Below are 22,626 nucleotides of genomic sequence, written 5' to 3' on the forward strand. Positions count from 1 at the left end.
CAATGACGCGGGGCTGATGCCAGCGTCAAACACCCACCACAGGCATTATTTGCCGACGGTCTGACCCAGGAACCAGGCGCGTTCTTCGGCCTGGTCGATCCACTCTTCCAGCAGGCTGGTAGTGGACAGGTCGTTGGCTTCGTCGGTGACGCCGTGGGTGGTACGCATGTAGGCAGCCAGCGACTGGTTGTCGTCATGCAGTTCGGTCAGCATGTCTTCTGGCGACAGGTCAGCCACTTCGCTGCTGGCCAGGCGCTTGAGTTGCACCATCTGCTCCAGCGAACGTACGGTCGGCTCGCCGATCTTGCGGGCGCGCTCGGCAATCACATCGGTGATGGCGTAGATCTGGGTCGCTTGCTCTTCCAGCAGCAAATGATAGTCGCGGAAGTGCGAACCTTTCATGTGCCAGTGGTAGTTCTTGGTCTTGATGTACAGCGCGAACACGTCAGACAGCAATACTGCCAGTTCCTGACCGACCTGGGCCTGGTTCTGCAAGCTGGCGCCTTCGCCTTTCTCGGCCTTGGCCTTCACGGACGACACGGTCTTGAGTTCCTGTTTCACATTGGCAACGGCCATTTGAAATCTCCTGGTACGGGTTTGCGGGATTGGGTCTGTAACCACTATGGAAATCGACCGCAGGCAAACCGGTATTGCTCAGAGATATTTTCTATCCAGCCGATGAAGTGTCGCTATGACCCTGCGTTTCACGACTCCAAAGCGCCTTTATCGGGAAAACTCAAAGTGAAGCTGGTCACGCCTTCAGCGCTGTGGACACTGACGCTGCCGCCCACCAGAACCATGATCGACTGCACGATTGCCAGGCCCAGGCCACCCGAGTCTCCCGGTTCCGTGCGCGACGGGTCGACGCGGAAAAAACGATCGAACAATCGCGCCAGATGCTCGGGTGCAATGGTGTCGCCTTCGTTACGCACCGTCAGACCAACGAACCCAGCCTCGTCGTGGCGGCTGAGCAGCACCGTGGTGCCGGGGCGGGCATGGCGGACCGCGTTGGCGAGCAGGTTGCCCAGAGCCCGCTGCAGCAATTGCAGGTCGGTCTGCAGGGTGCCGTGCAGCGCGTGCTGCAGGGCGGCGCCGCGCTCGTCGGCGAGCAGCTGGAAATAATCACAGAGTTCTTCGCCCAGGTGGGTGAGGTCAATGGCCTGCAAGTGCACCGGCCGCTGCCCGTGGTCGGCACGTGCCAGAAACAGCAGGTTTTCCACCATGCGGTTCAGCCGCTCGTACTCTTCGATGTTAGAGCCGAGCAGTTCCCGGTATTCGTCCACGCTACGAGGCTGGTTGAGTGCCTGGCCGGTGCTGCCCAACAGGTTATGCAGCGGCGTGCGGATTTCATGGGCGAGGTCTGCGGAGAACTGCGACAGCCGTTCGAAGCCCTGTTCAAGCCGCACCAACATGCCGTTGAGCGCCTGGATCGGCGCCTGCAGCTCCACCGGCGCGGCGGTATCGGCCAGTCGCCGGTGCAGATTGCGCAGATCGATCAACGCCAGCGCGTCGGCCATTTCGCGCAACGGCGTCAGGGCGCGACGCACCAGCAACAGGCCGATGACCCAGGCCAGCAGCGCCCCGGCAGCCACTGCCAGGTACAGGCGCAGTCGGTAGCTGGCCAGGATCGCCTCGCGCTCGTGCAGGCGTTTGCCGACCATCACCGTCAAGGCTTCGCCGGCCGGGCCGACAGCGTCGCCGGCCAGCAACGAGGCGCCGTGGTCCAGGCGAATGTCGGCCCGGCTCGGCCGCCGAGCCAGGCCGATGCGTGGTGGATCGCCCAAGGTTTCGCCGTGGGGGTTGATCTCGAACACCACACTGCCATCGGCGCGACGCACGCGCAGCACGCTTTCCTGATTGCCGAGCATGTTCTGATACAGCTGCGGACGCTGCTGCAGTGCGCCCAGACTGTCGCTGTCGTGCAGCAGGGTACGCACCTGCTCGAGCCGTCCGAGCAGCGCGATGTCGTCGCGGTAGGCGATCTCGGCCGCCAGCGAACGGTAGAGAAACACCGCGACCACGCTCATCACCAGTGAGCAGACCACCGCCACGGCCAGCGCCAGGCGCCAGGCCAGGGAGTGGCGGCGTTCACTCATCCAGGTGCTCCAGCCGGTAGCCCACGCCGCGCACGGTGTGAATCAGCTTGGGCATGAACGGGTCGTCGACCTTGGCCCGCAAGCGTCGGACCGCCACTTCCACCATGTTGGTGTCGCTGTCGAAATTCAGGTTCCACACCTGAGAGGCGATCAGCGTGCGCGACAGCGCCTCGCCGGGCCGGCCGATCAGCATGTGCAGCAGGGCGAATTCCTTGTTGGTCAGGTTGATGCGCTGTCCACCGCGGCTGACCCGGCGGCGCAGTACGTCCACCTCCAGGTCTGCCACCTGATAATGCTCGACCTCGCGCACCGCGCCCCGGCGCAGCAGCGTTCGCACGCGTGCCAGCAGTTCGGCGAAGGCGAACGGCTTCACCAGGTAGTCGTCGGCGCCCAGCTCCAGCCCACGCACTCGGTCTTCGATGGCGTCCTTGGCGGTCAGGAACAACACCGGTGTCGCGCCTTGCTGACGAATCAGCTTGAGCAACTGCCAGCCGTTCAGGCCGGGCAGCATGACGTCCAGGATCACCAGGTCATAGGGCTGCTGCTCGATCAGGTAGCGCCCATCCAGCCCATTGAGCGCCACGTCCACGGCAAAGCCGGACTCACCCAGGCCCTTGGCGAGAAAATTCGCCGTTTTCGCTTCGTCTTCAACCAGCAACACACGCATCGTTCAGCTCCTGTACCCGCGCATAGGCTAGGCCCCCGGCGGCCGATTGCCTATTACAAAGTTGTAATCGCTGCGACGGGGTTCTGTCGTGACCGGATTGCTAAGGTGCCAGCCACTGATCACGGAGATGCTCGATGAAAGCCCTTTGCATGACATTCACCCTGGCTTGTCTGCTCACCACCCAGGCCCACGCCGCCCTGGCCCAGCACCCTGACCTGGACCTGGCGACCGCGCAGCGGCTGGCCAGTGGCAGCGGTTGCGTGGCCGCCGTGGCGGTGCTGGACCGTGGCGGCAACGTCATCGTCCAGCAACGCGGCGACGGCGTTGGCCCGCACAACACCGAGGCCGCGCGGTTGAAAGCCTATACCGCGCTGTCGACCAAGACGCCGACGCGGCTGTTCGCCGAGCGTGCCCGCAACAACCCTGAAGCCGCCAATCTGACCTCGTTGGGGCAATTGCTGCTGCTGGGCGGCGGCGTGCCGGTCTACGAAGGCAAGCAGTTGGTCGGTGCGATCGGCATCGCCGGTGCCGGCGGCGCCGAGCAGGACGAAGCCTGCGCAGTCAAGGCCACCGAATCCGTCGGTCTGGCCATTCATTCTTGAAGGAGTAATACACCATGTTGAAGAAAATTATCCTGGCCGCCAGCCTGGCCTCCCTGTCCAGCCTCGCGATGGCCGCCAACCCCCTGAGCGTGCACGTACTGAACCTGGAAACGGGTGTGCCTTCGGCCGGTATCGAAGTGACCCTGGAGCAGCATTCGGGTAACCAGTGGCAACCGTTGGGGCAGGGTGTGACCAACGAGCAAGGCCGGATCGCCGGCCTCTACCCGGAACAGCGCACTTTTGCGCCGGGTGAATACCGGGTGGTGTTCAAGACCGGCGACTACTACCGCAAGGTCGGGCATGAAACCTTCTTCCCGGAAATCCCGGTGATTTTCGAGGTGAAGAACACCGAGCAGCACTATCACATTCCCTTGCTGCTCAGCCCCTACGGCTTCAGCACCTATCGCGGGTCCTAGTCGCAAGCCCCTGCCGTCATCCTTTCACGGTCTGCGGAAAACTATTGCCCTGTACGTGCGGTCTGTTGCACCAGAGCGGGCGTCGCAGGGCAGGGCGCCGGCACATTGCGCAGGATGATGGCGGGTATCAATAGATGAAGCAGCTTGATCTGCAGGTCATACAGCAGGCCCGGACCTGGCTCGGCCAGGGCCGGGGCGTATGGCTGTGCACGGTATTGTCGACCTACGGTTCGGCCCCACGCGGGCCGGGGGCGCTGCTGGTCGCGCTGGACAATGGCGAACATTGCGGATCGCTGTCCGGTGGTTGTGTGGAAGACGACTTTCTGGAGCGTGTCGCTGCCGGTTATTTCACACCGGTCAATCAGGTCGTGCGCTACGGCGACGGCGGCCTGGCGCCGACCATGGCGCTGCCTTGCGGCGGCGTTCTCGACGTGTTGGTCGAATACCTCGCGCCGGATGCAGCCACGCTGGAGCATCTGGCGCATATCGAACAGGCTTTCGCCGGCGGCCAACTGTTGGCGCGGCAGGTGGTGCCTGGCAGCGATCGGCGCAGCATCCGCGCAGGGCACATGGGCGATGCACGGGTGCGGGTCAGCGACGAAGAAATCTGCATTCGCATCGGCGCGGTACAGCGCCTGATCCTCGCCGGCCTGTCGCCGGTCGCCGAATTCTGCGCGGGGTTCGCCCTGACCCTTGGCTATGAAGTGATCCTCTGCGAGCCGCGTCCCGAAGTGCTGGCTCGTTTCGACCTGTCCGGCGTGCACGTGCACGAAGTCTTGCCTGCGGTGTTCATCGCCGAGGGCGGCTGTCATTCGGCGACCGCCGTGGTGGCGTTGACCCACGACCCTCGACTCGATGACCTGACCCTGCTCGAGGCGGTGCGCACACCGGCTTTCTATATCGGTGCAATGGGCTCGATGCGGACCAGCGAAAAGCGCTTCGAGCGTCTCGAGCGCATCGGTGGGCTGGACGCGACCACCCAGCAGCGTATCCACGCACCGATCGGCCTGAACCTGGGCAGCAAGACGCCCGCCGAGATTGCCTTGGCCGTCATGGCGGATATCCTGCGCGTGGCCAACGGAATCGACCGGCAGCGTCTATGATCGCCTGGCAGGTGCCTGAAAGCCCTTGAGCCGCAGGGCGTTGGCCAGCACGAACAGCGATGAAAGTGCCATGGCTCCCGCCGCGACCTGCGGCGACAGGGTCAGCCCGTTGACCGGGTACAGCAGCCCCGCCGCCAGTGGAATCAGGGCCGCGTTGTAGGCGAAGGCCCAGAACAGGTTCTGGCGGACGTTGTTCAGGGTTGCCGTAGACAAGGCAATGGCCGTGGCCACCGCGCCGAGGTTGTCCGACATCAGCACCACATCCGCGGCTTCGATGGCGATGTCCGTGCCACTGCCCACTGCAATGCCGACGTCGGCCTGGGCCAGCGCCGGTGCATCGTTGATGCCGTCACCCACGTAGACCGTGAGGCCATACTCGCGCTGCAACGCCTGGACGGCGGCCACCTTGCCTTCTGGCAGAACCTGCGCCACCACCTGATCGATACCCAACTGGGTGGCGATGGCCTGGGCGGTTCGGCGGTCGTCCCCGGATATCATCGCCACTTTCAGGCCGAGCCGGTGCAAGGTCTGGATAGCCGCCGGGGTAGTCGACTTGAGCGGATCTGCCACGGCGATCATCGCGGCCAGTTGGCCGTCCACCGCCGCATACAGCGGGCTCTTGCCCTGTTCGGCCAGCGTCTGTGCGGCGCTGGCGAACGGGCTCGTGTCCACGCCGAGTTGCGTCATGTAGCGTTCTGCACCGATGGCCACGTCCTGCGCGCCGACCCGTGCGCGCACGCCATGGCCGGTGTGCGCCTGAAAATCCCGGGCCTGGGGCCAGTCGAGCCGAGCGTCCTGCGCCGCTGTCACAATGGCCCGTGCCAACGGGTGTTCGGACAACGCTTCCACGGCTGCGAGCAAAGGCAATAGCTGCTCGCGGGTGAAGTTGGGCAGCAGTTGCAGGTCGGTCAGACGCGGTTGGCCTTCGGTGAGCGTGCCGGTCTTGTCCAGTGCCACGACTCGCGCGCGGCTCAGTTGCTGCAATGCTTCGCCCTTGCGCAACAGAATACCCAACTCGGCGCCACGGCCGGTGCCGACCATGATCGAGGTGGGCGTCGCCAAGCCCATCGCACACGGACAGGCGATGATCAGCACGGCCACCGCGTGCACCAGGGCCATGCCCAGGGCTGGCATCGGGCCAAGCCAGTACCAGCCGATGAAAGTGGCCAGTGCCAGTGCCATGACCACCGGCACGAACCACAATGTCACCCGGTCCACCAGCGCCTGGATCGGCAACTTGCTGCCTTGGGCCCGTTCGACCATGGCGACGATCCGCGCCAGCATGCTGGCGCTGCCCAAGGCGGTGGCTCGAAGCTGCAACGTGCCGTTCTGGTTGAGGGTACCGCCGACCACTTGATCGCCGGGCTGCTTGCGCACCGGCATGGGCTCGCCGGTGAGCATCGACTCGTCGACGAAGCTGTCGCCGGCGAGCACCGTGCCGTCCACGGCAATCCGCTCGCCGGGGCGAACCTGCACCACATCGCCCTGTATCAGCTGCTCCAGCGGGATTTCGATCAAGCCCGCCTGGCGTTGCACATAGGCAGTCTGTGGCTGGAGCCTGAGCAGGCGCTTGATGGCTTGGGACGTGCGGCCCCTGGCGCGTGCTTCGAGCGTGCGGCCCAGCAGGATCAGGCAGATGATCACGCACACCGCTTCGTAATACACGGTGGCCGTAGCGCTGGGTAGCAGCTGCGGGGCGAACGTGGACACCAGGGAAAAACCGTAGGCGGCGAGGGTGCCCACCGCCACCAGCGAATTCATGTCTGGCGCGCCGCGCAGCAGCGCCACGGTGCCTTTGAGGTAGAAGCGCCTGGCACAGGTGATCAGCACCAACGTGGTCAGGGCGAACTGCAGCAGCCAGTTATCCTGCTGGCTCAGGTGCAGTTGGATCCAGGCGTGGAAACCCGGTATCAGGTGCGCACCCATTTCCACTATCACCACGGGCAGCGAGAGCGTCACCGACCAACCCAGGTCGCGCCGCAGGCGCGCGGCGTCCTGTTGGCTTTCCTGATTGGCCTGGGCCATGGCGTCTGGAGTGTGCTCAAGCGGCCTGGCGCTGTAGCCGGCCTTGTCGACGGCGGCGATCAGGGCCTGGGCGTCCACGCCGCGGCCTTCCACGCGAGCGCGCTCGGTGGCCAGGTTGACCGCCGCTGCCGTCACACCTGGCACCTTGAGCAGGGTGCGCTCGACCCGACCCACGCACGACGCGCAGGTCATGCCGTGGATACCCAGCTCGACGACACCTTCGTTTGCTGCCATGACGCTTTCCTCCTTCCGTCCTATGCCTGGACTGTGACCCTTGCCACCATGGGAAGGTCAAGCCCGCACTCCCATGTGGGAGCGGGCTCTGCCCGCGAAGGCCACACCGCGTTCCACCAGGCACACCGCGCCAGGCCCTTCGCGGCCGATGACCGCTCCTACGACCCATGTAGGAGCAGTCTGTGGCAGCGAAGAGGGCATTTGCCGATCCTGTAGGAGCGGTCCGTGGCCGCGAAAAGGGCACCGCGGTGCATCAGGCACTCCGCACAGAGCCCTTCGCGGCCGATGACCGCTCCTACGACCCATGTAGGAGCGGTCCGTGGCCGCGAAAAGGGCACCGCGGTGCATCAGGCACTCCGCGCAGAGCATCTCCCGGCCGATGACCGCTCCTGCCAATGACGGCAGTCGCGCGGAGGCGGTGAAAATGGCAGCATGGGCGCACAAGAACTGGAGAACTGCCATGAAGATCGTCATCGCCCCTGACTCATTCAAAGACAGCCTGAGCGCCGCCGACGTTGCTTCAGCCATCGCCCGGGGCCTGCGCCAGGCCGTGCCCGACGCGCAGCTCGTCGAGCGGCCAATGGCCGATGGCGGCGAAGGCACCATGCAAGCCATCATGGCGGCTTGCCAGGGCGAGCTGCGCAGCCTCACTGTCGAAGGCCCCCTGGGCGAGCCCACCCAGGCCCATTGGGGCTGGCTGCCCGACGAGCGCACCGCCGTCATCGAAATGGCCGAAGCCAGCGGGCTGCAACTGCTCCAGCGCCAGCAACGCGATGCCTGCAACAGCAGCACCTATGGCACTGGCCAATTGATCGCTGCAGCCGTGGAGGCCGGTGCACGACGCATCATCCTCGCCATCGGCGGCAGTGCCACCAACGATGCCGGCACTGGCATGCTCCGCGCGCTCGGTCTGCGCCTGATCGATTCTCAGGGCAGTGAATTGCCCCGTGGCGGCCTGGCGCTGGCACAAGTAGCCAAGGTCGACGCCAGCGGCCTCGACCCACGTCTGGCCGATGTGCAGTTCGAAGTCGCCGCAGACGTCGACAACCCGCTGTGCGGTCCCCACGGCGCCTCGCACATTTTCGGCCCGCAGAAGGGCGCTACACACGAACAGGTGCTGGCCCTGGACAAGGCTTTGGACCACTTCGCCGATCACTGCGTAGCGGTGCTGGGCCAGGACTGCCGTGACGCGCCTGGTTGCGGCGCAGCAGGCGGCATGGGCTTCGCGGCCAAGGCCTTTCTCGGTGCCTCGTTCCGCCCAGGGGTCGAAGTGGTAGCGCAACTGGTGGGCCTGGCCGATGCCGTCATCGGCGCCGACCTGGTGATCACCGGCGAAGGGCGCTTCGATGCCCAGACCCTGCGCGGCAAGACGCCCTTCGGCGTGGCCCGCGTTGCGCGCGCTGCGGGTGTCCCGGTGGTGGTGCTGGCCGGCACGCTGGGCGAAGGCTACCAGGACCTGTACGCCCATGGCATCGATGCCGCTTTTTCCCTTGCGTCCGGCCCGATGACCCTGGAGCAGGCGTGCGCCGAGGCCAGTGCGCTGCTCAGCGATCGCGCCCGCGATATCGCCCTGCTTTGGCAGCTGCGCGGTTAGGACGCAAGCGCGCCTTGGGTCAATCGCGCTCGCGCATGAAGAAGCCCGCCACGTACTTGCGGAAGGTCTCCAGGCTCTTGAAGTCGGCCAGGCGCTTGAAGGTTTCGGAACTGGGCTCCGGACCCAGCGGCTCTTTCATCAGCGAAACCGAGAGGACCCGGTCCAGGTCCGAGCTGAGCACCAGTTCGTCCATCACCATGGCGCCGATCACCGGTCGGCGCATCACGACCTTGACGCCTTTGCTGGCCATCCAGTCGATCAGCGACACCAGCATCTTCAACGCTTCGCGTTCCTCGTCGCGGAACACCGGGAACAGATGCCCGCGGGTCAGCACCGGCACCGTCGCCACATGCACCATTTCATAGAATTGGCTGCCGGCGGTCGCCGGTGAATACAGGGCCAGGGCCAGCAGCGGCCCACTGCTGCGCGCGCCACCCCACAACAGATGATGTCCCTGAAAGTCGAAGCCGGCGGTGCTGCGCTCGTTCAACACCTTGCGCCCAACCACGTCGGACACGCAGTCGAGCAGCAGCCCATAGCGGCGCTGCCCAATGAAGGCGGTGGAATCCTTCAGGCGTGCCTTGAGCATCATCATGTGCTTCATGTCGATGCGGGTTTCCAGATAATTGCTCGCCGGCACCCTGTCGATCAGCGGATAGCGTGTGGCCACTTCGCGCAGTTCGGCGAACTGGCGGGTCAGATCCTTCTTCAGGTGCGTGGCGTACACATTGAGCCCAGAGGCTTCGATGAACGTCAGCAGCAGCGAGAGCAACCGGTGCTGCTCCCGTCGCTGACTTGCCACCACGGCGGTGCCAGGCGTGCCGGGCATGGCCGGGGCGCGGAAATCGCCAATCAGCTTCAGCGGCACATCGGGGGGCAACCAGGCGGCCGGCAGTGGCCCTTCATCCTCGCGCCCAGGCGTACTGTCACGCTCGTCATGGATGAAGGGGCAACCCTCGGCATGCTCGGCCTTGCCGGGGTTGTTCTTCAAAAACAGCGTGCCGGTACTGCTGTTGAGCGTCACGTTCATCACCGGCAGCGTACCGGGCCGGCAATCGCACGCCAGCCACTGGCCCTGGGCGCGGACCTTCATCAGCCACTGGTTGGCCTGCAGGAGCTTCGGGCCTTCACTGCGGCCTTCGACGAATTCGGTGACCAACTGCTGTTCGGCAGGGGTCAGGGCGCGTACTGGCGCGCCGGTCTTTTCGATGATTCTCATGACGCTGCAAACGCCCCTTCAATGAACGGATCCAGGCCGGCCTGGCCTCCATGGGACAACGTTTGCGCAGCATGTATCCATTGCTGGTGCCGCGCCTGCGCCCACTGCCAGGGCATGATCGCCCCAGCTGAATCGACCGCATGAACGAATGCACTAACGGCTTGCCGCGCACTCGAACGATCGCTACCGTTGTAGCCTCAGCCCACCGACAGGAGCCATGACATGGCAAGCACGCAAGCGAGCATCGACATTCCGGCATCGGCCGATCAGGTCTGGAATCTGGTGGCCGGGTTCAACTCCCTGGCCGACTGGCTGCCCATGATCCAGCACAGCGAAGCCCAGGAAAACGGCCGGCTGCGCCACCTGACCACGGTGGACGGTACCGTCATCATCGAGCGTCTGGAGACTTACGACAACGCCGCGCGCACCTACAGCTATTCCATCATCGAAGGTCCCTTTCCGGTGAGCGATTACCTGGCGACGCTCAAGGTCATCGAGGTGGACGCCGGCAATAGCCGTGTGGAGTGGGGCGGTCGCTTTAACCCCGTCGGCATGAGTGATGCCGAGGCGGTGGAAATTTTCGACGGTGTCTATCAAGGTGGCCTGCAGGCGCTGCGCGGCAACTTCTGATCGAACCGGCCGGGTAAGGGCGGACGGGTCAGGCACCGACGCGGGTGCTAGAATGGCGGGCGTCTACCCTGGCACTCAAGGATCCCCCGGTTTGTCTGATCTGCAGAACCCTCTGTTGCAATATCTCGCGCGGCTGATGCCGTCCAGCCGCACGACCATGCAATACGTATTGCAGGATGCCGCGGACCGGCTGGGCTTCGAGGACGTCGACATTCGCGAGGTGCCCTGGCACCGTCTCGAGCCCGGGCACGTTACCTCGCTGGTGGCCGCCCTGCGCGAAGATGGCTACGCCCCCAATACCACCTCGCTTTACGTCAACGCCGTGCGCGGGGTCATGAACGAGGCGTGGCGGCTGAGCCTGATCGACCAGGATCACTTGCTGAAGATTCGTTCGGTCAAGCCCATGCAGGGCACTCGCCTGGGCAACGGCCGCAACCTCAAGCGCAGCCTGATCCGCGACCTGATGGAGGTCTGCGCCAGCGATCCGCGGCCGCAGGGCCTGCGCGACGCCGCCGTCATCGCCATCCTGTATGGTTCTGGCATGCGCAAGTCGGAGTCGGTCAACCTCGACCTGGCCCAGGTCGACTTCAGCGAGCGCAGCCTGCGCGTGACCGGCAAGGGCAACAAGGAGTTGATCAAGTACGCGCCAGGCTGGGCTTTTGCCCATCTGCAAACCTGGCTGGCGTTTCGCCGCAGCCAGCTTCCCGCAGGCCAGGCCGATGACGACTTTCTTTTCAATCGCATCCGCCGCGGCGCGCACATCACCCGCGAGCGTATCACCAAGCACGCCATCTACTACATCGCCCGACAACGCGGCACCCAGGTCGGCGTGAAGATCATGCCCCATGATTTCCGCCGTTCGTTCATCACCCGAGTGATCGAAGAGCACGACCTGTCGATTGCCCAGAAGCTGGCGCACCACACCAATATCCAGACCACTGCGGCCTACGACATGCGCGACGACAACGAGCGTCGCCGCGCCGTGGACCGCTTCGATCTTTGAGCCTGCAGGCCCTTGTCGCAGGCTCGGGCCAGCTCAGTGACGAGCCACTGGCCCGGCTGGCAAAAACCAGTTCAGCAGCAGCGCGCAGATACCGCCAGTGGCTACACCCGACTCCAGCACATTGCGCAATGCGCCCGGCATGTGCGCGAGGAACTCCGGCACCTGAGCCACACCCAGGCCGAGGGCGAGCGATACCGCGATGATCAGCAGCGCCCGACGATCGAGGTCGACGCTGGCAAGGATATTGATGCCCGAGGCGGCCACCGCGCCGAACATCACCATGGCAGCTCCACCCAGTACCGGTTCGGGCACCGCCTGGATCACCCCGGCAACCGTCGGGAACAGCCCGAGCAGAACCAGCATCCCGGCGATCCACACGCCGATGTGGCGGCTGGCAATGCCGGTGAGCTGAATGACCCCGTTGTTCTGCGCGAAGATGGAGCTGGGGAAGGTATTGAAGACACCGGCCAGCAGCGAGTTGGTCCCGTTGACCAGCACGCCGCCCTTGATGCGCTGCATCCACAGCGGGCCCTCTACGGGCTGGCGTGACACCTTGCTGGTCGCCGTCACGTCACCGATCGCTTCCAGGGACGTCACCAGGTAGATCACCAGCATTGGAATGAACAACGCCCAGGAGAAACCGAGGCCGAAGTGCAGCGGTACGGGCACCTGAAATACCGCGGCCTGGTGCATGCCGGTGAAATCCAGTCGGCCCAGGTAACCGGCCAGCGCGTAGCCCATGGCCAGAGCGATGACGATGGCGGCGCTGCGCATCCAGGTCACCGGAATGCGATTGAGCACCACGATGATCGCCAGTACCAGGCCGGAGAGCATGAGGTTTTCGCCGTTGGCGAACGTGCCATTGGCCATGGCGCCGAAGCCGCCGCCCATGCTGATCAGACCGACCTTGATCAGGGTCAGGCCGATCATCAGTACGACGATACCGGTGACCAGCGGCGTGATCAGCCGTTTGACGAAGGGCAGGATCCGCGAAATGCCGATTTCCACGAACGACCCTGCGATGACCACGCCGAAGATCGCCGCCATCACAGCTTCTACCGGTGTGCCCTGTTGCACCATCAGCGCTCCCCCGGCAATCAGCGGTCCGACAAAGTTGAAACTGGTGCCCTGCACGATCAGCAGACCCGCGCCGAACGGGCCGATGCGCCGGCACTGAACGAAGGTAGCAATGCCGGAAATGACCAGCGACATGGAAACGATCATGTTGGTGTCACGGGCGCTGACGCCCAGTGCCTGGCAGATCAGCAGGCCAGGCGTGACGATCGGTACGATGATCGCAAGCAGGTGCTGCAGCGCGGCAAGCATGCCCAGCAGTGGGCGAGGGCGGTCTTCCAGGCCCAGGATCAATTCGTCGCTGGGTGGCTGTGGGGTGCTCATGGCAAGGGCTCCTGAGAAAGAGCGCGAAGGCTCCGGCAAAAAGAGCGCGATGGCTCAATCGAAAGGAGCGCGATTCTACGGCGCGGCGCCCATGGGGCAAACCGGTTTTTGCTGAGGATGTTCGAACCAGGGGCAAGAAAAAGCCCGCACGAGGCGGGCTTCGACAGGGCAACGGTGAATCAGTCGTCGCGACCCATGATGCCGAACAGCTGCAGCAGGCTCACGAACAGGTTGTAGATCGACACGTACAGGCTGATGGTCGCCATGATGTAGTTGCGTTCGCCACCATGGATGATCGCGCTGGTCTGGAACAGGATGCACACCGACGAGAACAGCACGAAACCGGCGCTGATCGCCAACTGCAGACCGGCGATCTGGAAGAAGAAGCTCGCCAGCACCGCGCCCAGCAGCACGAAGAAGCCTGCGGTGATGAAGCCGCCCAGGAAGCTCATGTCCTTGCGGGTGATGAGCACATAGGCCGACAGGCCGCCGAACACCAGCGCCGTCATGGCGAAGGCCGAGCTGACCACTTCGGCGCCGCCCTGCATGCCCAGGTAACGGTTGAGGATCGGGCCGAGCAGGAAGCCCATGAAGCCGGTCAGGGCGAAGGTGGACACCAGGCCCCAGGCCGAATCACGCAGCTTGTTGGTCAGGAAGAACAGCCCGTAGAAACCGATCAGCACGACGAAGATGTTCGGGTAGCCGACGCGCATCTGCTGCGCGACGTAGGCCATCACGCCACTGAAAGCCAGGGTGAGTGCCAGCAAGCCGTAGGTGTTGCGCAGGACGCGGCTAACTTCTAGCTGCTGCACCTGCGAGCCTTGATTAACTGCATAATCCTGTTCGCGCATGGCGAGACTCCTTTGATTGAACACGTCTGAAACGTTCAGATGCAAAGATCATATCAGACCCTTGCCTAGCCGCTCTATCCAGAGTTTGACAGCGTGTTTCATTCCGGTATTATGGCGCCCGCAAAGCAACCAGCAAGACATTCGGGAAATTGGCAGAGTGGTTGAATGCACCGGTCTTGAAAACCGGCGAACGTTAATAGCGTTCCCAGGGTTCGAATCCCTGGTTTCCCGCCAAACATCGAAAAGCCCCGCATTGGCGGGGCTTTTTCGTTTTCGCCGTTGCAGAAGTGCCATGTCGCGAAACCCACTCGTGCAGGTGTCCTGATTGTTGCGTTACAGCAAGAAAAAGATATCGAGGTTGATCAGGAAAGGCGTCGTCTACGTGACGGTCATGGGGGTGATGGGAAATTCCGGGAGGATCTTCGATCACCTTTCGGTTTGGCAGCCGTGGCGCCTGGCGAAACAGATGCTTGGCTATGTATTGATGCATTGAGGTATCGATGCATTGAGCCGCTGGGCGTTTCAGTGCGGTGTCAATCGCCCGCGCAGCGCCGAAACCCCGGCGCGCAGCGCATGGCCGCGGCAGGTCAGCACCACCAGCGAGGCAGCCGCCGCTACGGCCATGTCTTTCTGGGCATCCCAGAAATCGCCCTGGGCACCGACGAAGGCCGAGTCGCCACCGCCCACGTACGCGGCGCCTGCCCACTCCATCAGTTCATAGAGCATCGAGGTCGACAGCACCAGCGACCAGGCGATCAATGATGCCCACGCACCCTTGAGCTGGCATTTCTCACTGACGATTTCCCGCAAGGGCAGGCTGAGCAGCAGGCCGTAGGCCAGGTGCACGAAACGATCATATTGATTGCGCTCCCAGCCCAGTGCTGCATTCACGTCCACCCCGCTGATCAGGTACAACGCTTTGTTGTAGGGAACCTGGGGGTAGGTGAAGTGCGTGCCCACCTGATGCAGGCATAGAAAGATGATCACCATCACCCACGCGCGTCGGCTCCACTGGAAATGGTCACGGGTGAACCACACGGCCACGGCGCCCACCAGCACCAGAATGTTTTCGATCAGCCAGGTCTGGCGGTCCAGCGGCTGCCAGCCCGAGGCGATCACCGCCAGCAGCAACACCCAGTGCCAGTAGCCTATGCTTGTCCTTCGAGTTGCCATTGTCACGCTCCTCGCCAAGTCCTCTGCTGCAGTTGATCACCATGCCCTACATTAATTCGTTCAGGCTTGCAGCGCTGGCTGATCGACACCCCGGTACGGGTCATCGGCCTCTGGAGGGGAGAAAGTGAATTGCAAATTGGAATGAACATTTGCCGAACTACCACCCGTCGTATCTATCTGCAACCAACGCGCGATAGATAGGTCAAGAGACTTACAGCCGCCGGATGCCGGCATCTCCTCGACAGGTATCGTCCATGATCGGAATCATTGTCCCAGCTCATAATGAAGAAGCAGTGGTCGCTCAATGCATCGAGTCGTTGCTGATTGCCGGTGAGCATCCAGGACTGTCGGGCGAAGAGGTCAAGGTGGTTATCGTGCTGGACGAATGTTCCGACGGTACCCAGCAAGTGGTCAACCGCTACCCCGTACAGAGCGTGGCCGTGGCGCACTGCAACGTCGGTCGTACGCGCGCCGCGGGTGCTCAACTGTTGTTGGATCAAGGCGCCCGCTGGTTGGCGTTCACCGATGCCGATACCCTCGTGCCGCCCACCTGGCTGGTCGATCAGCTGCGCTTTCGCACCGACGCGGTCTGCGGCACGGTGCGCGTGGATGACTGGTCGCTGCATGCCGAGGAAGTTCGCAGCCGTTACGACGCCCTGTATACCCCGGTGGAAGGTCACAAGCATGTCCACGGCGCCAACATGGGCGTCAGTGCCCAGGCCTACCGCCGGGTTGGCGGGTTCAAGCCACTCAAGGCCCACGAGGACGTGCACCTGGTGGCCGACCTGAAAGAGGTCGGGGCGTCGATCACTTGGACTTCGATCAACTGCGTGACGACCAGCGCCCGGCTGGATTGTCGCTGCCGTGAAGGCTTCGGCGACTACCTGCGCTCGCTGTCGATCGGTGCTCCGCTGGAAGCCATGGGTTGAGCGTGCCCGAGCGTCCGAATTCGCCAACATGAACACTGAAAATAAGATCGGAACTATTTCCAACCGGCAACGCCCTAAGTTCAGGCAGCAAGTACGAAGCTTCCGGCTTACATACTTCAAGTACTGTCACTAAAACGATGATCAAAGTGAGGCTCAACATGAAAAGCGAACAAATCGAAGGCGTAGCAGAAAAGATCGCCGGCAAGGCTCAAGGTGTAGTGGGCAAACTGGTCGGTGACCATTCCCTGCAGGCAGAAGGCGCAGGTCGTGAAGCGGCTGGCCAACTGACCAAGACCTACGGCGACGCGCTGAACAATGTGTCTGCCTTCGTCAAGGAAAAGCCAGGTGCCTCGCTGGCCATTGGCGCTGCCATTTTCGTACTGGTGAGCCGTTTCCTGCGTCGCTGATTCTGCTGCGCGCAAAGTGTCTTCCCAACCGTTCTATTCCTGGCCTTAAGCCAATTGAACGGTAGGGAAGTGCAGCAATCCCCCCCGCACTCCCTCTAACGCTTCAACCTCCCCAACCCAGCGAACGACGAATGACGTCTCTGTAAGGCGTTTCTAGTTGCTGCGGCAGTTGTTCAATGTATTCCCGCGCATGTATTCGCACTTCACCCGTCAAGTTTTGCAGATAGTCGAGAACATCGTCGATGGTGGGTATCCGTGCCTCTATACCCGCGAATCGCGGCGGCAAAGCGGTCCAGATGACTGCATCCAGTTCTCGCTCACGAGCCCATTGGGCAAGGACCCCGGTGGACCGGTCGCTGCAGATGAAACTGCCGATGCCATCATCGCGCGAATGGGGTATCTGTTCACGTTCGCGCAGTGCCTGGCAGGCGTCGTCGAGCGAGGTGGTGTCCAGCAACGCCCAGAGAGATGGCACAGCAGGTGCATTCAGGCAGATCGCCGTGGCCAGCTCGCCGCCGTCGCCGACTCTGCAAAGCTCGACGGGTAATGCAGGGCCGTCGGTGTGCCAGGGGCTGCAGACCGGTAAAGCCCCCGGCTTCCATACCAGCGATCCCCAGGCCAGGCAGGCTATGTTCATCATCGTTTTCCGTTTGAGCAGTCATTGCCTGCACGTGCAGGTGTCAACTCAGGCCCGTCGACAGCTGCACAAGTTCAGCGCCATCGCCGCAGTGGACGCTTCGGGCGCCGGTGCTCGGCGTTCAGCCCAGCAGAGGTTTGGCCAATTCATGCAGCCGCTGCTTGTCTTCATCCAGGGTAAGCGCGCTGTCGGCGCGTTTCAGCAGTCGAGTCGCGTGCAGCCGGCACTGGGCGGCGAAGATTTGCGGGCTGATCTCGTTCAGGCTGATCAGCGCCTTGATCATGCGAATGTCGACTTCCAGCAGCCCGGCGCCGTCGCGCGCCACGAAGGTGAAGAAGTCGTCGAACAGATCGGCCACCTGCAAGCCGCGAACGTGCACTCGGCGGCAGTGTGGATCGATCTCGCGGGATGTCGAATCGGTAGTGCTGTGTACATGCCAGGCGGTGAAGCACCTGACTCCGCGGCCAATCACGTCGATCACCGTGCCCGAGTCGTTGGTGGCCGGCGACAGGGCGCGCGAAGCGATCTCCGCGAGAACCGAAATGCCGAAACGTGGGTCCTGTTCGAAGGTACGGCGCAGGCCGATCGTGACAGCCGCGCGGATTTCCGCGGCGAGGTCTGCCTGGGCCTGCGCCTGGCCGTCGCTGTCCGCGGTAAACCAGGCCAGATCTGCGCCGAGGTGAAGGAAAGCGCCTGGCAGTACGCTCAGGTAGATCTGCAGCCCGTGTTTCTCGGCCAGGGCGCCAAGGGCCGCGATGTCGACGTGCTGTACGTAGCCGGTGTCGTCGCTGGCCACGTTCGACGCGGTTGCCGGTGCAGTCAGGTCGACTGGGTAGGGCGCCGCGCCCATGTACGGCCACTGCGCGCGGTTTTGCAGGGATTGCAGCGCTGCAGCTTCGACCCGGTCGATGGTTTCGCCGACCCGGCCCAGCTTGGACAGGTGGTCGATCCAACGCAGCAGCGTATAGACGATCAGGATGATCATGACGATGGTCACCGCGAACAGCACCACCCGCCCTTGAGCGCCGTAGGCCCCGGTGCTCAGGGCAATGATCCCGACCAGGCTGAACAGGAACGAGCCGATGAACGTTGCCAGCGCGTTCTGGGTCGTGGCGTCTTCCATCACCAGTGAGGTGGCACGCGGTGTTACGCCGCTGCTGGCGGCGCCATAGGCACTGACCATGGTGCTGAGCGAGAAGGTCGTGACCGCGAGCATGCTCGACGCGATGATCGCGAGGATCTTGTCGACCGAATCGGCACCGATCCGCGTCGGCAGGTCGGCGGGCACGAAGTCCTTGAAGACGATGGCAATCAGCGCCGTGGCGATGCCCGTGAGGGAGAACAGGCTTGCGCGGAACCACAAGCGTTTGGTCATCTGACCCAGGGCCCAGCGCCAGCGAGCGATCATCGTGTATTCCTCGGGATTGTCAGTCGGACCGCCAGCAGCCATGCGAGCGCGGCTGCACATTGAGTGCCTGGAGCTGACGAAAGTTTCATGCCACCGTAGCAGCGGTCATCGGCCGCGAAATGAACGACGCGATGTATCGGCCATGACGACAGCGGCCTGGTCGATTGCACGGAACCCCGGATCGGTCTGCAGGCTCACAGTGTAGAGCCCCTCATTGAAAGGAACCGATCATGGCCGATGACAAGCAACCGCCCGCCGAGGACACCGAGGACCAGACGCCCGCCCATTCCACCCCGGAAGAAAAGGAACGGCTGAAGGATTTCAACAAGGATGGCATCCCGCCAGGCGTGGCCTGAGGCTGGAGCAGCGCTATTGCGCCCATATTTATGACCGGAGGATTTATGAGCAACGAGACCAAGCCCGACAACGACCTGGGGTTCGACCCGGACTCTCCCGACCTTGCCGACCCGCAGGTCGATCCGATCGGGCCCGCCAAGAAGCCCGAAGGCGACACGTCGGAAAAAACCGGTGACGCAGATAAATATCCGCCCTATGGCACCAAGGACTGAGTCTGGTAGCCTTGTGCAGGCAGCCCTCGGTGCCTGCCTGCCGCACCACGCTGAAAGCGTGAGCGCGCCGCCCTGCCGAGTGGCCGTACTCACGCTGCGACACGTCTCCAGCCATGACATCGCCAGGAGAAGCTCTAGATGATTCCCACCACTGAAATGCGCCGCATCGTCGAAGCCAGCTTCGCGCCCCTCAAATGCCATTGCACGTTGAATCCGGGGGGCACCATGACGGTCGAAGTGTCCGACCCGGCCAGTGGTCAGGTCGACCTGCTGATGGTAGGTGTCGATACCCAGCCGTTGTCCAGCAGTCGGGCGATTGCCGAACTGGTGGCGCAGCTGCGTGCCGAGCTCAAGGGCAACCAAGAGTGGTTCTGCCGCCATGCCCCGCGCGGCGCTAGCCGGTCGTGATCAGGCTGGTGTCTTCTGGCGCTCGGGCAATGCCTGCTCGTTGTTCTCGATGGTCCAGAGCGGTCTGAACAGCCGTGTCCACAAGGCGACGATCACCAGCGTACTGACAGCGCCGAACAACGCTGCTGGCACCGTGCCCAGCGCCGTCGCGCTGACCCCCGCACGGAATTCGCCCAGTTCGTTCGAAGAGCCGATGAATAACATGTTCACCGCGCTGACCCGTCCACGCATATCGTCGGGCGTGGCGAACTGGATCAGCGAAGAGCGGATGTACACGCTGATCATGTCTGCTGCCCCAGCGACGAACAGCGCCGCGCACGACACCCAGAACCACGTGGACAAAGCGAACACCAGGTTGGCCACGCCGAACACGGCCACCGCGAGGAACATGCGCTGGCCCATCCGCGCGTTGAGCGGACGGATGCTCAGGTAGAAACCCATGCCCAGTTCACCCAGTGCGATGGCGCTGCGCAGCAGGCCCAGCCCGGCGGGGCCGACATGGAGAATTTCCGCAGCATAGATCGGCAACAGGGCGACCACGCCACCGAGCAGCACCGCGAACAGGTCCAGCGATATCGCACCGAGGATGATCGGCCGCGAGGTGATGAAGCGGATGCCAGCGGTGAAGCGACTCACTGCTGTGGTCTGATCATCCACCGGCCGCACGATGCGCACGCTGGGTACCCACTGCAGCAGCAGCACACCCAGGGCGAAGCCCAGCAGGCAGATGCCGAACGTCCAGCCACCGATGGCGGCATACAGCAGCCCGCCCAGCAGGGGACCGGCAATTACCGCCACTTTCATGATCATGCTGTTGGTGGCGATGGCCTGGGCCAGGTGCTCGCGCGCAACGATCTGCGGCAGCAGGCTTTGCACGGCGGGCCCGGTGAACGCTCGGGTACAGCCGAACACGAACAATGCGACGTAGTAGGGCCAGGTGTCGACGGTTTCACTCAGGGCCAGCCACAGCAGCGCGGCGGAGGAGAGCACCGACACACTCCAGCTGATCTGCAGGATGCGCCGCCGGTCGAAGCGATCCAGCAGATCCCCGGCCGGCAGCAGCAACAGCACCATGGGGATGAACTGCGCCAGGCCGACGTAGGCCAGTGTCAGTGGATGGCGGGTCATGTCGTACATGTGCCAGGCGACAACGATGGCCTGGATCTGCATGGCGAACATGGCCGCGAGACGTACCATGAGGAAGGCACGGAAGCCGGGCTGGGAGAAGATGGCGGTGGAGTTGCGTTTCAAGGTCGACGTTCTTGTGCCAGTCAATGGGTCACGCGATCAGCGCATACGTATCAAGATGTTAACGAAGACCGAGTGTACGTGATCAAGTGTCAGGTGCGCATCCGCTTGCGCACCGTTGAGTGCCTGCGGCACGTTTCATGTGTCGATAATGACTATTGACGAACGCAATAGTGGCGCCTCGGTTCGGCTGGTATCTTTGATTTCGAAGATTGAATACGAGGCCAGGCGCTGATTCTTCCCCGCATAGCGACTGGCCCAGTGCTCTGCTTCAACTCTCTTTGGTTAGATTTTCAGCCACCTCACGTCAGTGCGGTGGCTTTTTTTTGCCCACGATCCATGCCCGATATCCGTAGGAGCGGTCCGTGGCCGCGAAACGGGCGCTGCGGTCGATCAGGCACATCGCAGTCAGCCTTTCGCAGCCGATGACCGCTCCTACAGGCGCTGTCCACCTCACGTAGGAGCGGTCCGTGGCCGCGAAACAGGCGCTGCGGTCGGTCAGGCACATCGCAGTCAGCCTTTCGCGGCCGATGACCGCTCCTACAGGCGCTGTCCACCTCACGTAGGAGCGGTCCGTGGCCGCGAAACGGGCGCTGCGGTCGGTCAGGCCGAATCACTGCGCCGAGAAGGCAAACACCGTGGTGTGGGTGTAGGTCTGGCCGGGATCGAGGCGGGTGCTGGCGAACGTGGGCTGGTTGGGGGCATCGGGGAAGTGCTGGGTTTCCAGGGTGAAGGCGCCCCAGTGCGGATACACCTTGCCACCCTTGCCGCGAACGGTGCCGTCGAGGAAGTTGCTGGTGTAGAACTGCACGCCTGGCTCGGTGGTGTACAGCGTCAAGGTGCGCCCCGACACCGGGTCGGTCACCTTGGCGGCCTCGCGTTTCAAGTCGCCTGCGCTGTCGAGCACCCAGTTGAAATCGAAGCCGCCTTGTTTTGGCTCGGCGAACGCCAGCTGCTCATGCTTGGCGCCGATGTGCTTGCCAATGGCGGTAGGGGCGAGGAAATCCATCGGCGTGCCTTTCACCGGTGCCAACTCGCCGGTCGGGATCAACTTCGCCGTCACCGGCGTGTAGCGGCTCGCCTGCAAGGTGGCGACCTGCTTCAACACATCGCCACTGCCGGCACCGGCCAGATTGAAATAGCTGTGGTTGGTCAGGTTGAGCACGGTGGGTTTGTCGGTGGTGGCCTTGTACTGCACGCGCAGTTCGTTGCGTTCGTTCAGGCTGTAGGTGACCTGGGTCGCCAGGGTCCCGGGAAAGCCCATCTCGCCATCGGGTGAGCGATAGGTGAAGGTGGCCGCGACCTGGTCGGCATCCTGCGTGGCCTCTACGGCCCAGACGTGTTTGTCGAACCCTCGGGTGCCGCCGTGCAGGGCATTGCTCTTGTCATTGAGCGGTACCGAATAGGTCTGCCCGTCCAGGTTGAACTTGCCCCCGGCCAGGCGGTTGCCGAAGCGGCCGATGGTGGCGCCGAAATACACGGTGGGATTGGCCTGGTAGCCCTGAATGTCATCGAAGCCCAGTACCACATCCGCAACCTCGCCTTTCTTGTCCGGCACTTGCAGCGCCTGCAAGGTCGCGCCGTAGGTGATGATGCTGGCTTTCATACCGTGGCTGTTGCTCAGGGTGATCTTTTCCAGCGGCGTGCCATCGGGCAGCGCGCCGAAGCTTTCGCGAGTCGAAGTCAAGCCTGCCGCATGGGCAGAGATGGAAGCAGTCATGAGGGTCAATCCAATGGCGCTGAGCAGTTTTTGATAAATAGGCATGTAAGGCGTTCCGTAGTTTTTTATAGGAAATGGCTGGATCCCGGGGTTGGACAACCGGACTCCGGCGGTGGCTGCACTGGCAGGTATAGCTGAAATTCGACGTCCGTAAAAATAAATGGTAATACTATTTGCCAGATCACTCGTGGTGTCATTTCTGACAGGATCTACGACACGCCGCTGTGGATGGCGCAAGCGTGACGTTACGTTACAAATGCCCATCCTGTTATATGGTATGACTATTCGC

Annotated in this window: 23 protein-coding genes and 1 tRNA gene; 12 read left to right on the forward strand and 12 right to left on the reverse strand. The window is 63.1% G+C overall.

Going from position 1 to position 22,626, the window contains the following annotated elements; translation table 11 throughout:
• Positions 1-45 precede the first annotated feature (45 nt).
• From IFT44_RS01555 to IFT44_RS01565, 3 genes are all read right to left on the reverse strand, one after another.
• Positions 46-576 (reverse strand): Dps family protein, encoded by a 531-nt coding sequence (locus tag IFT44_RS01555; protein ID WP_122476990.1) that lies wholly within the window; start codon positions 574-576, stop codon positions 46-48.
• A gap of 128 nt (positions 577-704) precedes the next feature.
• Complete coding sequence (locus IFT44_RS01560) at positions 705-2,096, reverse strand: heavy metal sensor histidine kinase (RefSeq protein WP_122476991.1); 1,392 nt, start codon at positions 2,094-2,096, stop codon at positions 705-707.
• On the reverse strand, positions 2,089-2,763 hold the full coding sequence (locus IFT44_RS01565) for a heavy metal response regulator transcription factor (protein ID WP_122476993.1): 675 nt from the start codon (positions 2,761-2,763) through the stop codon (positions 2,089-2,091). The genes IFT44_RS01560 and IFT44_RS01565 overlap by 8 nt, the downstream gene beginning before the upstream one ends.
• Before the next feature lie 134 nt (positions 2,764-2,897).
• On the opposite strand from IFT44_RS01565, the gene IFT44_RS01570 reads away from it, so the two are divergent.
• The 3 genes from IFT44_RS01570 to IFT44_RS01580 all read left to right on the forward strand — a co-directional run bounded on the left by IFT44_RS01570 (position 2,898) and on the right by IFT44_RS01580 (position 4,884).
• Entirely contained in the window at positions 2,898-3,365 is a 468-nt protein-coding gene (locus IFT44_RS01570; protein WP_192175289.1) for a heme-binding protein, read from the forward strand.
• Between the two features lie 14 nt (positions 3,366-3,379).
• Positions 3,380-3,781 (forward strand): hydroxyisourate hydrolase, encoded by a 402-nt coding sequence (gene uraH, locus IFT44_RS01575; protein ID WP_185793421.1) that lies wholly within the window; start codon positions 3,380-3,382, stop codon positions 3,779-3,781.
• A 134-nt stretch (positions 3,782-3,915) separates the two neighbouring features.
• Positions 3,916-4,884 (forward strand): XdhC family protein, encoded by a 969-nt coding sequence (locus tag IFT44_RS01580; RefSeq protein WP_192175290.1) that lies wholly within the window; start codon positions 3,916-3,918, stop codon positions 4,882-4,884.
• Here IFT44_RS01580 and IFT44_RS01585 read toward each other — a convergent pair.
• Positions 4,879-7,143, reverse strand: a complete 2,265-nt coding sequence (locus IFT44_RS01585) for a heavy metal translocating P-type ATPase (protein WP_192175291.1) — start codon at positions 7,141-7,143, stop codon at positions 4,879-4,881. The two genes, IFT44_RS01580 and IFT44_RS01585, sit on opposite strands and share 6 nt — an antisense overlap.
• A 460-nt stretch (positions 7,144-7,603) precedes the next feature.
• On the opposite strand from IFT44_RS01585, the gene IFT44_RS01590 reads away from it, so the two are divergent.
• A complete protein-coding gene (locus tag IFT44_RS01590; RefSeq protein ID WP_192175292.1) occupies positions 7,604-8,737 on the forward strand; it encodes a glycerate kinase in 1,134 nt (377 codons plus the stop codon).
• A gap of 19 nt (positions 8,738-8,756) precedes the next feature.
• Here IFT44_RS01590 and IFT44_RS01595 read toward each other — a convergent pair whose 3' ends face one another.
• Positions 8,757-9,956 carry a hypothetical protein gene (locus tag IFT44_RS01595; RefSeq protein ID WP_192175293.1) on the reverse strand — a complete coding sequence of 400 codons (1,200 nt, stop codon included), beginning with the start codon at positions 9,954-9,956 and terminating at the stop codon, positions 8,757-8,759.
• A 222-nt stretch (positions 9,957-10,178) separates the two neighbouring features.
• Here IFT44_RS01595 and IFT44_RS01600 point away from each other — a divergent pair, with 222 nt between their 5' ends.
• Together IFT44_RS01600 and IFT44_RS01605 are read left to right on the forward strand one after the other, a co-directional pair.
• Entirely contained in the window at positions 10,179-10,586 is a 408-nt protein-coding gene (locus IFT44_RS01600) for an SRPBCC family protein (protein WP_122797708.1), read from the forward strand.
• A gap of 52 nt (positions 10,587-10,638) precedes the next feature.
• Complete coding sequence (locus tag IFT44_RS01605) at positions 10,639-11,589, forward strand: site-specific integrase (RefSeq protein WP_192175294.1); 951 nt, start codon at positions 10,639-10,641, stop codon at positions 11,587-11,589.
• Between the two features lie 33 nt (positions 11,590-11,622).
• On the opposite strand, the gene IFT44_RS01610 is transcribed toward IFT44_RS01605, so the two are convergent.
• Positions 11,623-12,987: a nucleobase:cation symporter-2 family protein gene (locus tag IFT44_RS01610; RefSeq protein ID WP_122477008.1), complete on the reverse strand. Its 1,365-nt coding sequence runs from the start codon at positions 12,985-12,987 to the stop codon at positions 11,623-11,625.
• A 179-nt stretch (positions 12,988-13,166) separates the two neighbouring features.
• Entirely contained in the window at positions 13,167-13,838 is a 672-nt protein-coding gene (locus IFT44_RS01615) for a Bax inhibitor-1/YccA family protein (RefSeq protein WP_043189407.1), read from the reverse strand.
• 143 nt (positions 13,839-13,981) lie between these two features.
• Between IFT44_RS01615 and IFT44_RS01620 the strand changes: the two genes are divergently transcribed.
• Positions 13,982-14,072 (forward strand) — tRNA-Ser (locus IFT44_RS01620).
• Between the two features lie 288 nt (positions 14,073-14,360).
• On the opposite strand, the gene IFT44_RS01625 is transcribed toward IFT44_RS01620, so the two are convergent.
• Positions 14,361-15,011 (reverse strand): DUF2238 domain-containing protein, encoded by a 651-nt coding sequence (locus tag IFT44_RS01625; RefSeq protein WP_192175295.1) that lies wholly within the window; start codon positions 15,009-15,011, stop codon positions 14,361-14,363.
• A 254-nt stretch (positions 15,012-15,265) separates the two neighbouring features.
• Between IFT44_RS01625 and IFT44_RS01630 the strand changes: the two genes are divergently transcribed.
• Together IFT44_RS01630 and IFT44_RS01635 are read left to right on the forward strand one after the other, a co-directional pair.
• Positions 15,266-15,940 (forward strand): glycosyltransferase, encoded by a 675-nt coding sequence (locus IFT44_RS01630; RefSeq protein WP_192057139.1) that lies wholly within the window; start codon positions 15,266-15,268, stop codon positions 15,938-15,940.
• Between the two features lie 158 nt (positions 15,941-16,098).
• Entirely contained in the window at positions 16,099-16,347 is a 249-nt protein-coding gene (locus tag IFT44_RS01635; RefSeq protein ID WP_122477013.1) for a CsbD family protein, read from the forward strand.
• Between the two features lie 103 nt (positions 16,348-16,450).
• Here IFT44_RS01635 and IFT44_RS01640 read toward each other — a convergent pair whose 3' ends face one another.
• A complete protein-coding gene (locus tag IFT44_RS01640) occupies positions 16,451-16,984 on the reverse strand; it encodes a hypothetical protein (RefSeq protein WP_192102051.1) in 534 nt (177 codons plus the stop codon).
• Between the two features lie 121 nt (positions 16,985-17,105).
• Positions 17,106-18,392 carry a DUF2254 domain-containing protein gene (locus IFT44_RS01645; protein ID WP_192175296.1) on the reverse strand — a complete coding sequence of 429 codons (1,287 nt, stop codon included), beginning with the start codon at positions 18,390-18,392 and terminating at the stop codon, positions 17,106-17,108.
• Positions 18,393-18,622: 230 nt separating this feature from the next.
• Here IFT44_RS01645 and IFT44_RS21210 point away from each other — a divergent pair, with 230 nt between their 5' ends.
• From IFT44_RS21210 to IFT44_RS01655, 3 genes are all read left to right on the forward strand, one after another.
• The gene (locus IFT44_RS21210; protein WP_090358366.1) at positions 18,623-18,748 is read left to right on the forward strand and encodes a hypothetical protein; all 126 of its coding nucleotides are present in this window, start codon (positions 18,623-18,625) and stop codon (positions 18,746-18,748) included.
• Between the two features lie 45 nt (positions 18,749-18,793).
• Positions 18,794-18,961 (forward strand): DUF6021 family protein, encoded by a 168-nt coding sequence (locus tag IFT44_RS01650; RefSeq protein WP_446730930.1) that lies wholly within the window; start codon positions 18,794-18,796, stop codon positions 18,959-18,961.
• Between the two features lie 138 nt (positions 18,962-19,099).
• A complete protein-coding gene (locus IFT44_RS01655; RefSeq protein WP_122477018.1) occupies positions 19,100-19,369 on the forward strand; it encodes a DUF1652 domain-containing protein in 270 nt (89 codons plus the stop codon).
• Here the strand turns inward: IFT44_RS01655 and IFT44_RS01660 are convergent, their stop codons facing one another.
• A complete protein-coding gene (locus tag IFT44_RS01660; RefSeq protein WP_446730931.1) occupies positions 19,370-20,644 on the reverse strand; it encodes an MFS transporter in 1,275 nt (424 codons plus the stop codon).
• Positions 20,645-21,230: 586 nt separating this feature from the next.
• Positions 21,231-22,382 carry an aldose epimerase family protein gene (locus tag IFT44_RS01665; RefSeq protein ID WP_244652068.1) on the reverse strand — a complete coding sequence of 384 codons (1,152 nt, stop codon included), beginning with the start codon at positions 22,380-22,382 and terminating at the stop codon, positions 21,231-21,233.
• Positions 22,383-22,626: the final 244 nt, after the last annotated feature.

The organism is Pseudomonas sp. CFBP 13710, assembly GCF_014842235.1.
GTDB lineage: Bacteria > Pseudomonadota > Gammaproteobacteria > Pseudomonadales > Pseudomonadaceae > Aquipseudomonas > Aquipseudomonas baltica.

Bases quoted from the DNA above. Each gene is read 5' to 3' on its own strand.
- IFT44_RS01555 (WP_122476990.1), bottom strand. From the start codon at position 576: ATGGCCGTTGCCAATGTGAAACAGGAACTCAAGACCGTGTCGTCCGTG.
- IFT44_RS01560 (WP_122476991.1), bottom strand. From the start codon at position 2,096: ATGAGTGAACGCCGCCACTCCCTGGCCTGGCGCCTGGCGCTGGCCGTG.
- IFT44_RS01565 (WP_122476993.1), bottom strand. From the start codon at position 2,763: ATGCGTGTGTTGCTGGTTGAAGACGAAGCGAAAACGGCGAATTTTCTC.
- IFT44_RS01570 (WP_192175289.1), top strand. From the start codon at position 2,898: ATGAAAGCCCTTTGCATGACATTCACCCTGGCTTGTCTGCTCACCACC.
- uraH (WP_185793421.1), top strand. From the start codon at position 3,380: ATGTTGAAGAAAATTATCCTGGCCGCCAGCCTGGCCTCCCTGTCCAGC.
- IFT44_RS01580 (WP_192175290.1), top strand. From the start codon at position 3,916: ATGAAGCAGCTTGATCTGCAGGTCATACAGCAGGCCCGGACCTGGCTC.
- IFT44_RS01585 (WP_192175291.1), bottom strand. From the start codon at position 7,143: ATGGCAGCAAACGAAGGTGTCGTCGAGCTGGGTATCCACGGCATGACC.
- IFT44_RS01590 (WP_192175292.1), top strand. From the start codon at position 7,604: ATGAAGATCGTCATCGCCCCTGACTCATTCAAAGACAGCCTGAGCGCC.
- IFT44_RS01595 (WP_192175293.1), bottom strand. From the start codon at position 9,956: ATGAGAATCATCGAAAAGACCGGCGCGCCAGTACGCGCCCTGACCCCT.
- IFT44_RS01600 (WP_122797708.1), top strand. From the start codon at position 10,179: ATGGCAAGCACGCAAGCGAGCATCGACATTCCGGCATCGGCCGATCAG.
- IFT44_RS01605 (WP_192175294.1), top strand. From the start codon at position 10,639: ATGGCGGGCGTCTACCCTGGCACTCAAGGATCCCCCGGTTTGTCTGAT.
- IFT44_RS01610 (WP_122477008.1), bottom strand. From the start codon at position 12,987: ATGAGCACCCCACAGCCACCCAGCGACGAATTGATCCTGGGCCTGGAA.
- IFT44_RS01615 (WP_043189407.1), bottom strand. From the start codon at position 13,838: ATGCGCGAACAGGATTATGCAGTTAATCAAGGCTCGCAGGTGCAGCAG.
- IFT44_RS01625 (WP_192175295.1), bottom strand. From the start codon at position 15,011: ATGGCAACTCGAAGGACAAGCATAGGCTACTGGCACTGGGTGTTGCTG.
- IFT44_RS01630 (WP_192057139.1), top strand. From the start codon at position 15,266: ATGATCGGAATCATTGTCCCAGCTCATAATGAAGAAGCAGTGGTCGCT.
- IFT44_RS01635 (WP_122477013.1), top strand. From the start codon at position 16,099: ATGAAAAGCGAACAAATCGAAGGCGTAGCAGAAAAGATCGCCGGCAAG.
- IFT44_RS01640 (WP_192102051.1), bottom strand. From the start codon at position 16,984: ATGAACATAGCCTGCCTGGCCTGGGGATCGCTGGTATGGAAGCCGGGG.
- IFT44_RS01645 (WP_192175296.1), bottom strand. From the start codon at position 18,392: ATGATCGCTCGCTGGCGCTGGGCCCTGGGTCAGATGACCAAACGCTTG.
- IFT44_RS21210 (WP_090358366.1), top strand. From the start codon at position 18,623: ATGGCCGATGACAAGCAACCGCCCGCCGAGGACACCGAGGACCAGACG.
- IFT44_RS01650 (WP_446730930.1), top strand. From the start codon at position 18,794: ATGAGCAACGAGACCAAGCCCGACAACGACCTGGGGTTCGACCCGGAC.
- IFT44_RS01655 (WP_122477018.1), top strand. From the start codon at position 19,100: ATGATTCCCACCACTGAAATGCGCCGCATCGTCGAAGCCAGCTTCGCG.
- IFT44_RS01665 (WP_244652068.1), bottom strand. From the start codon at position 22,382: ATGCCTATTTATCAAAAACTGCTCAGCGCCATTGGATTGACCCTCATG.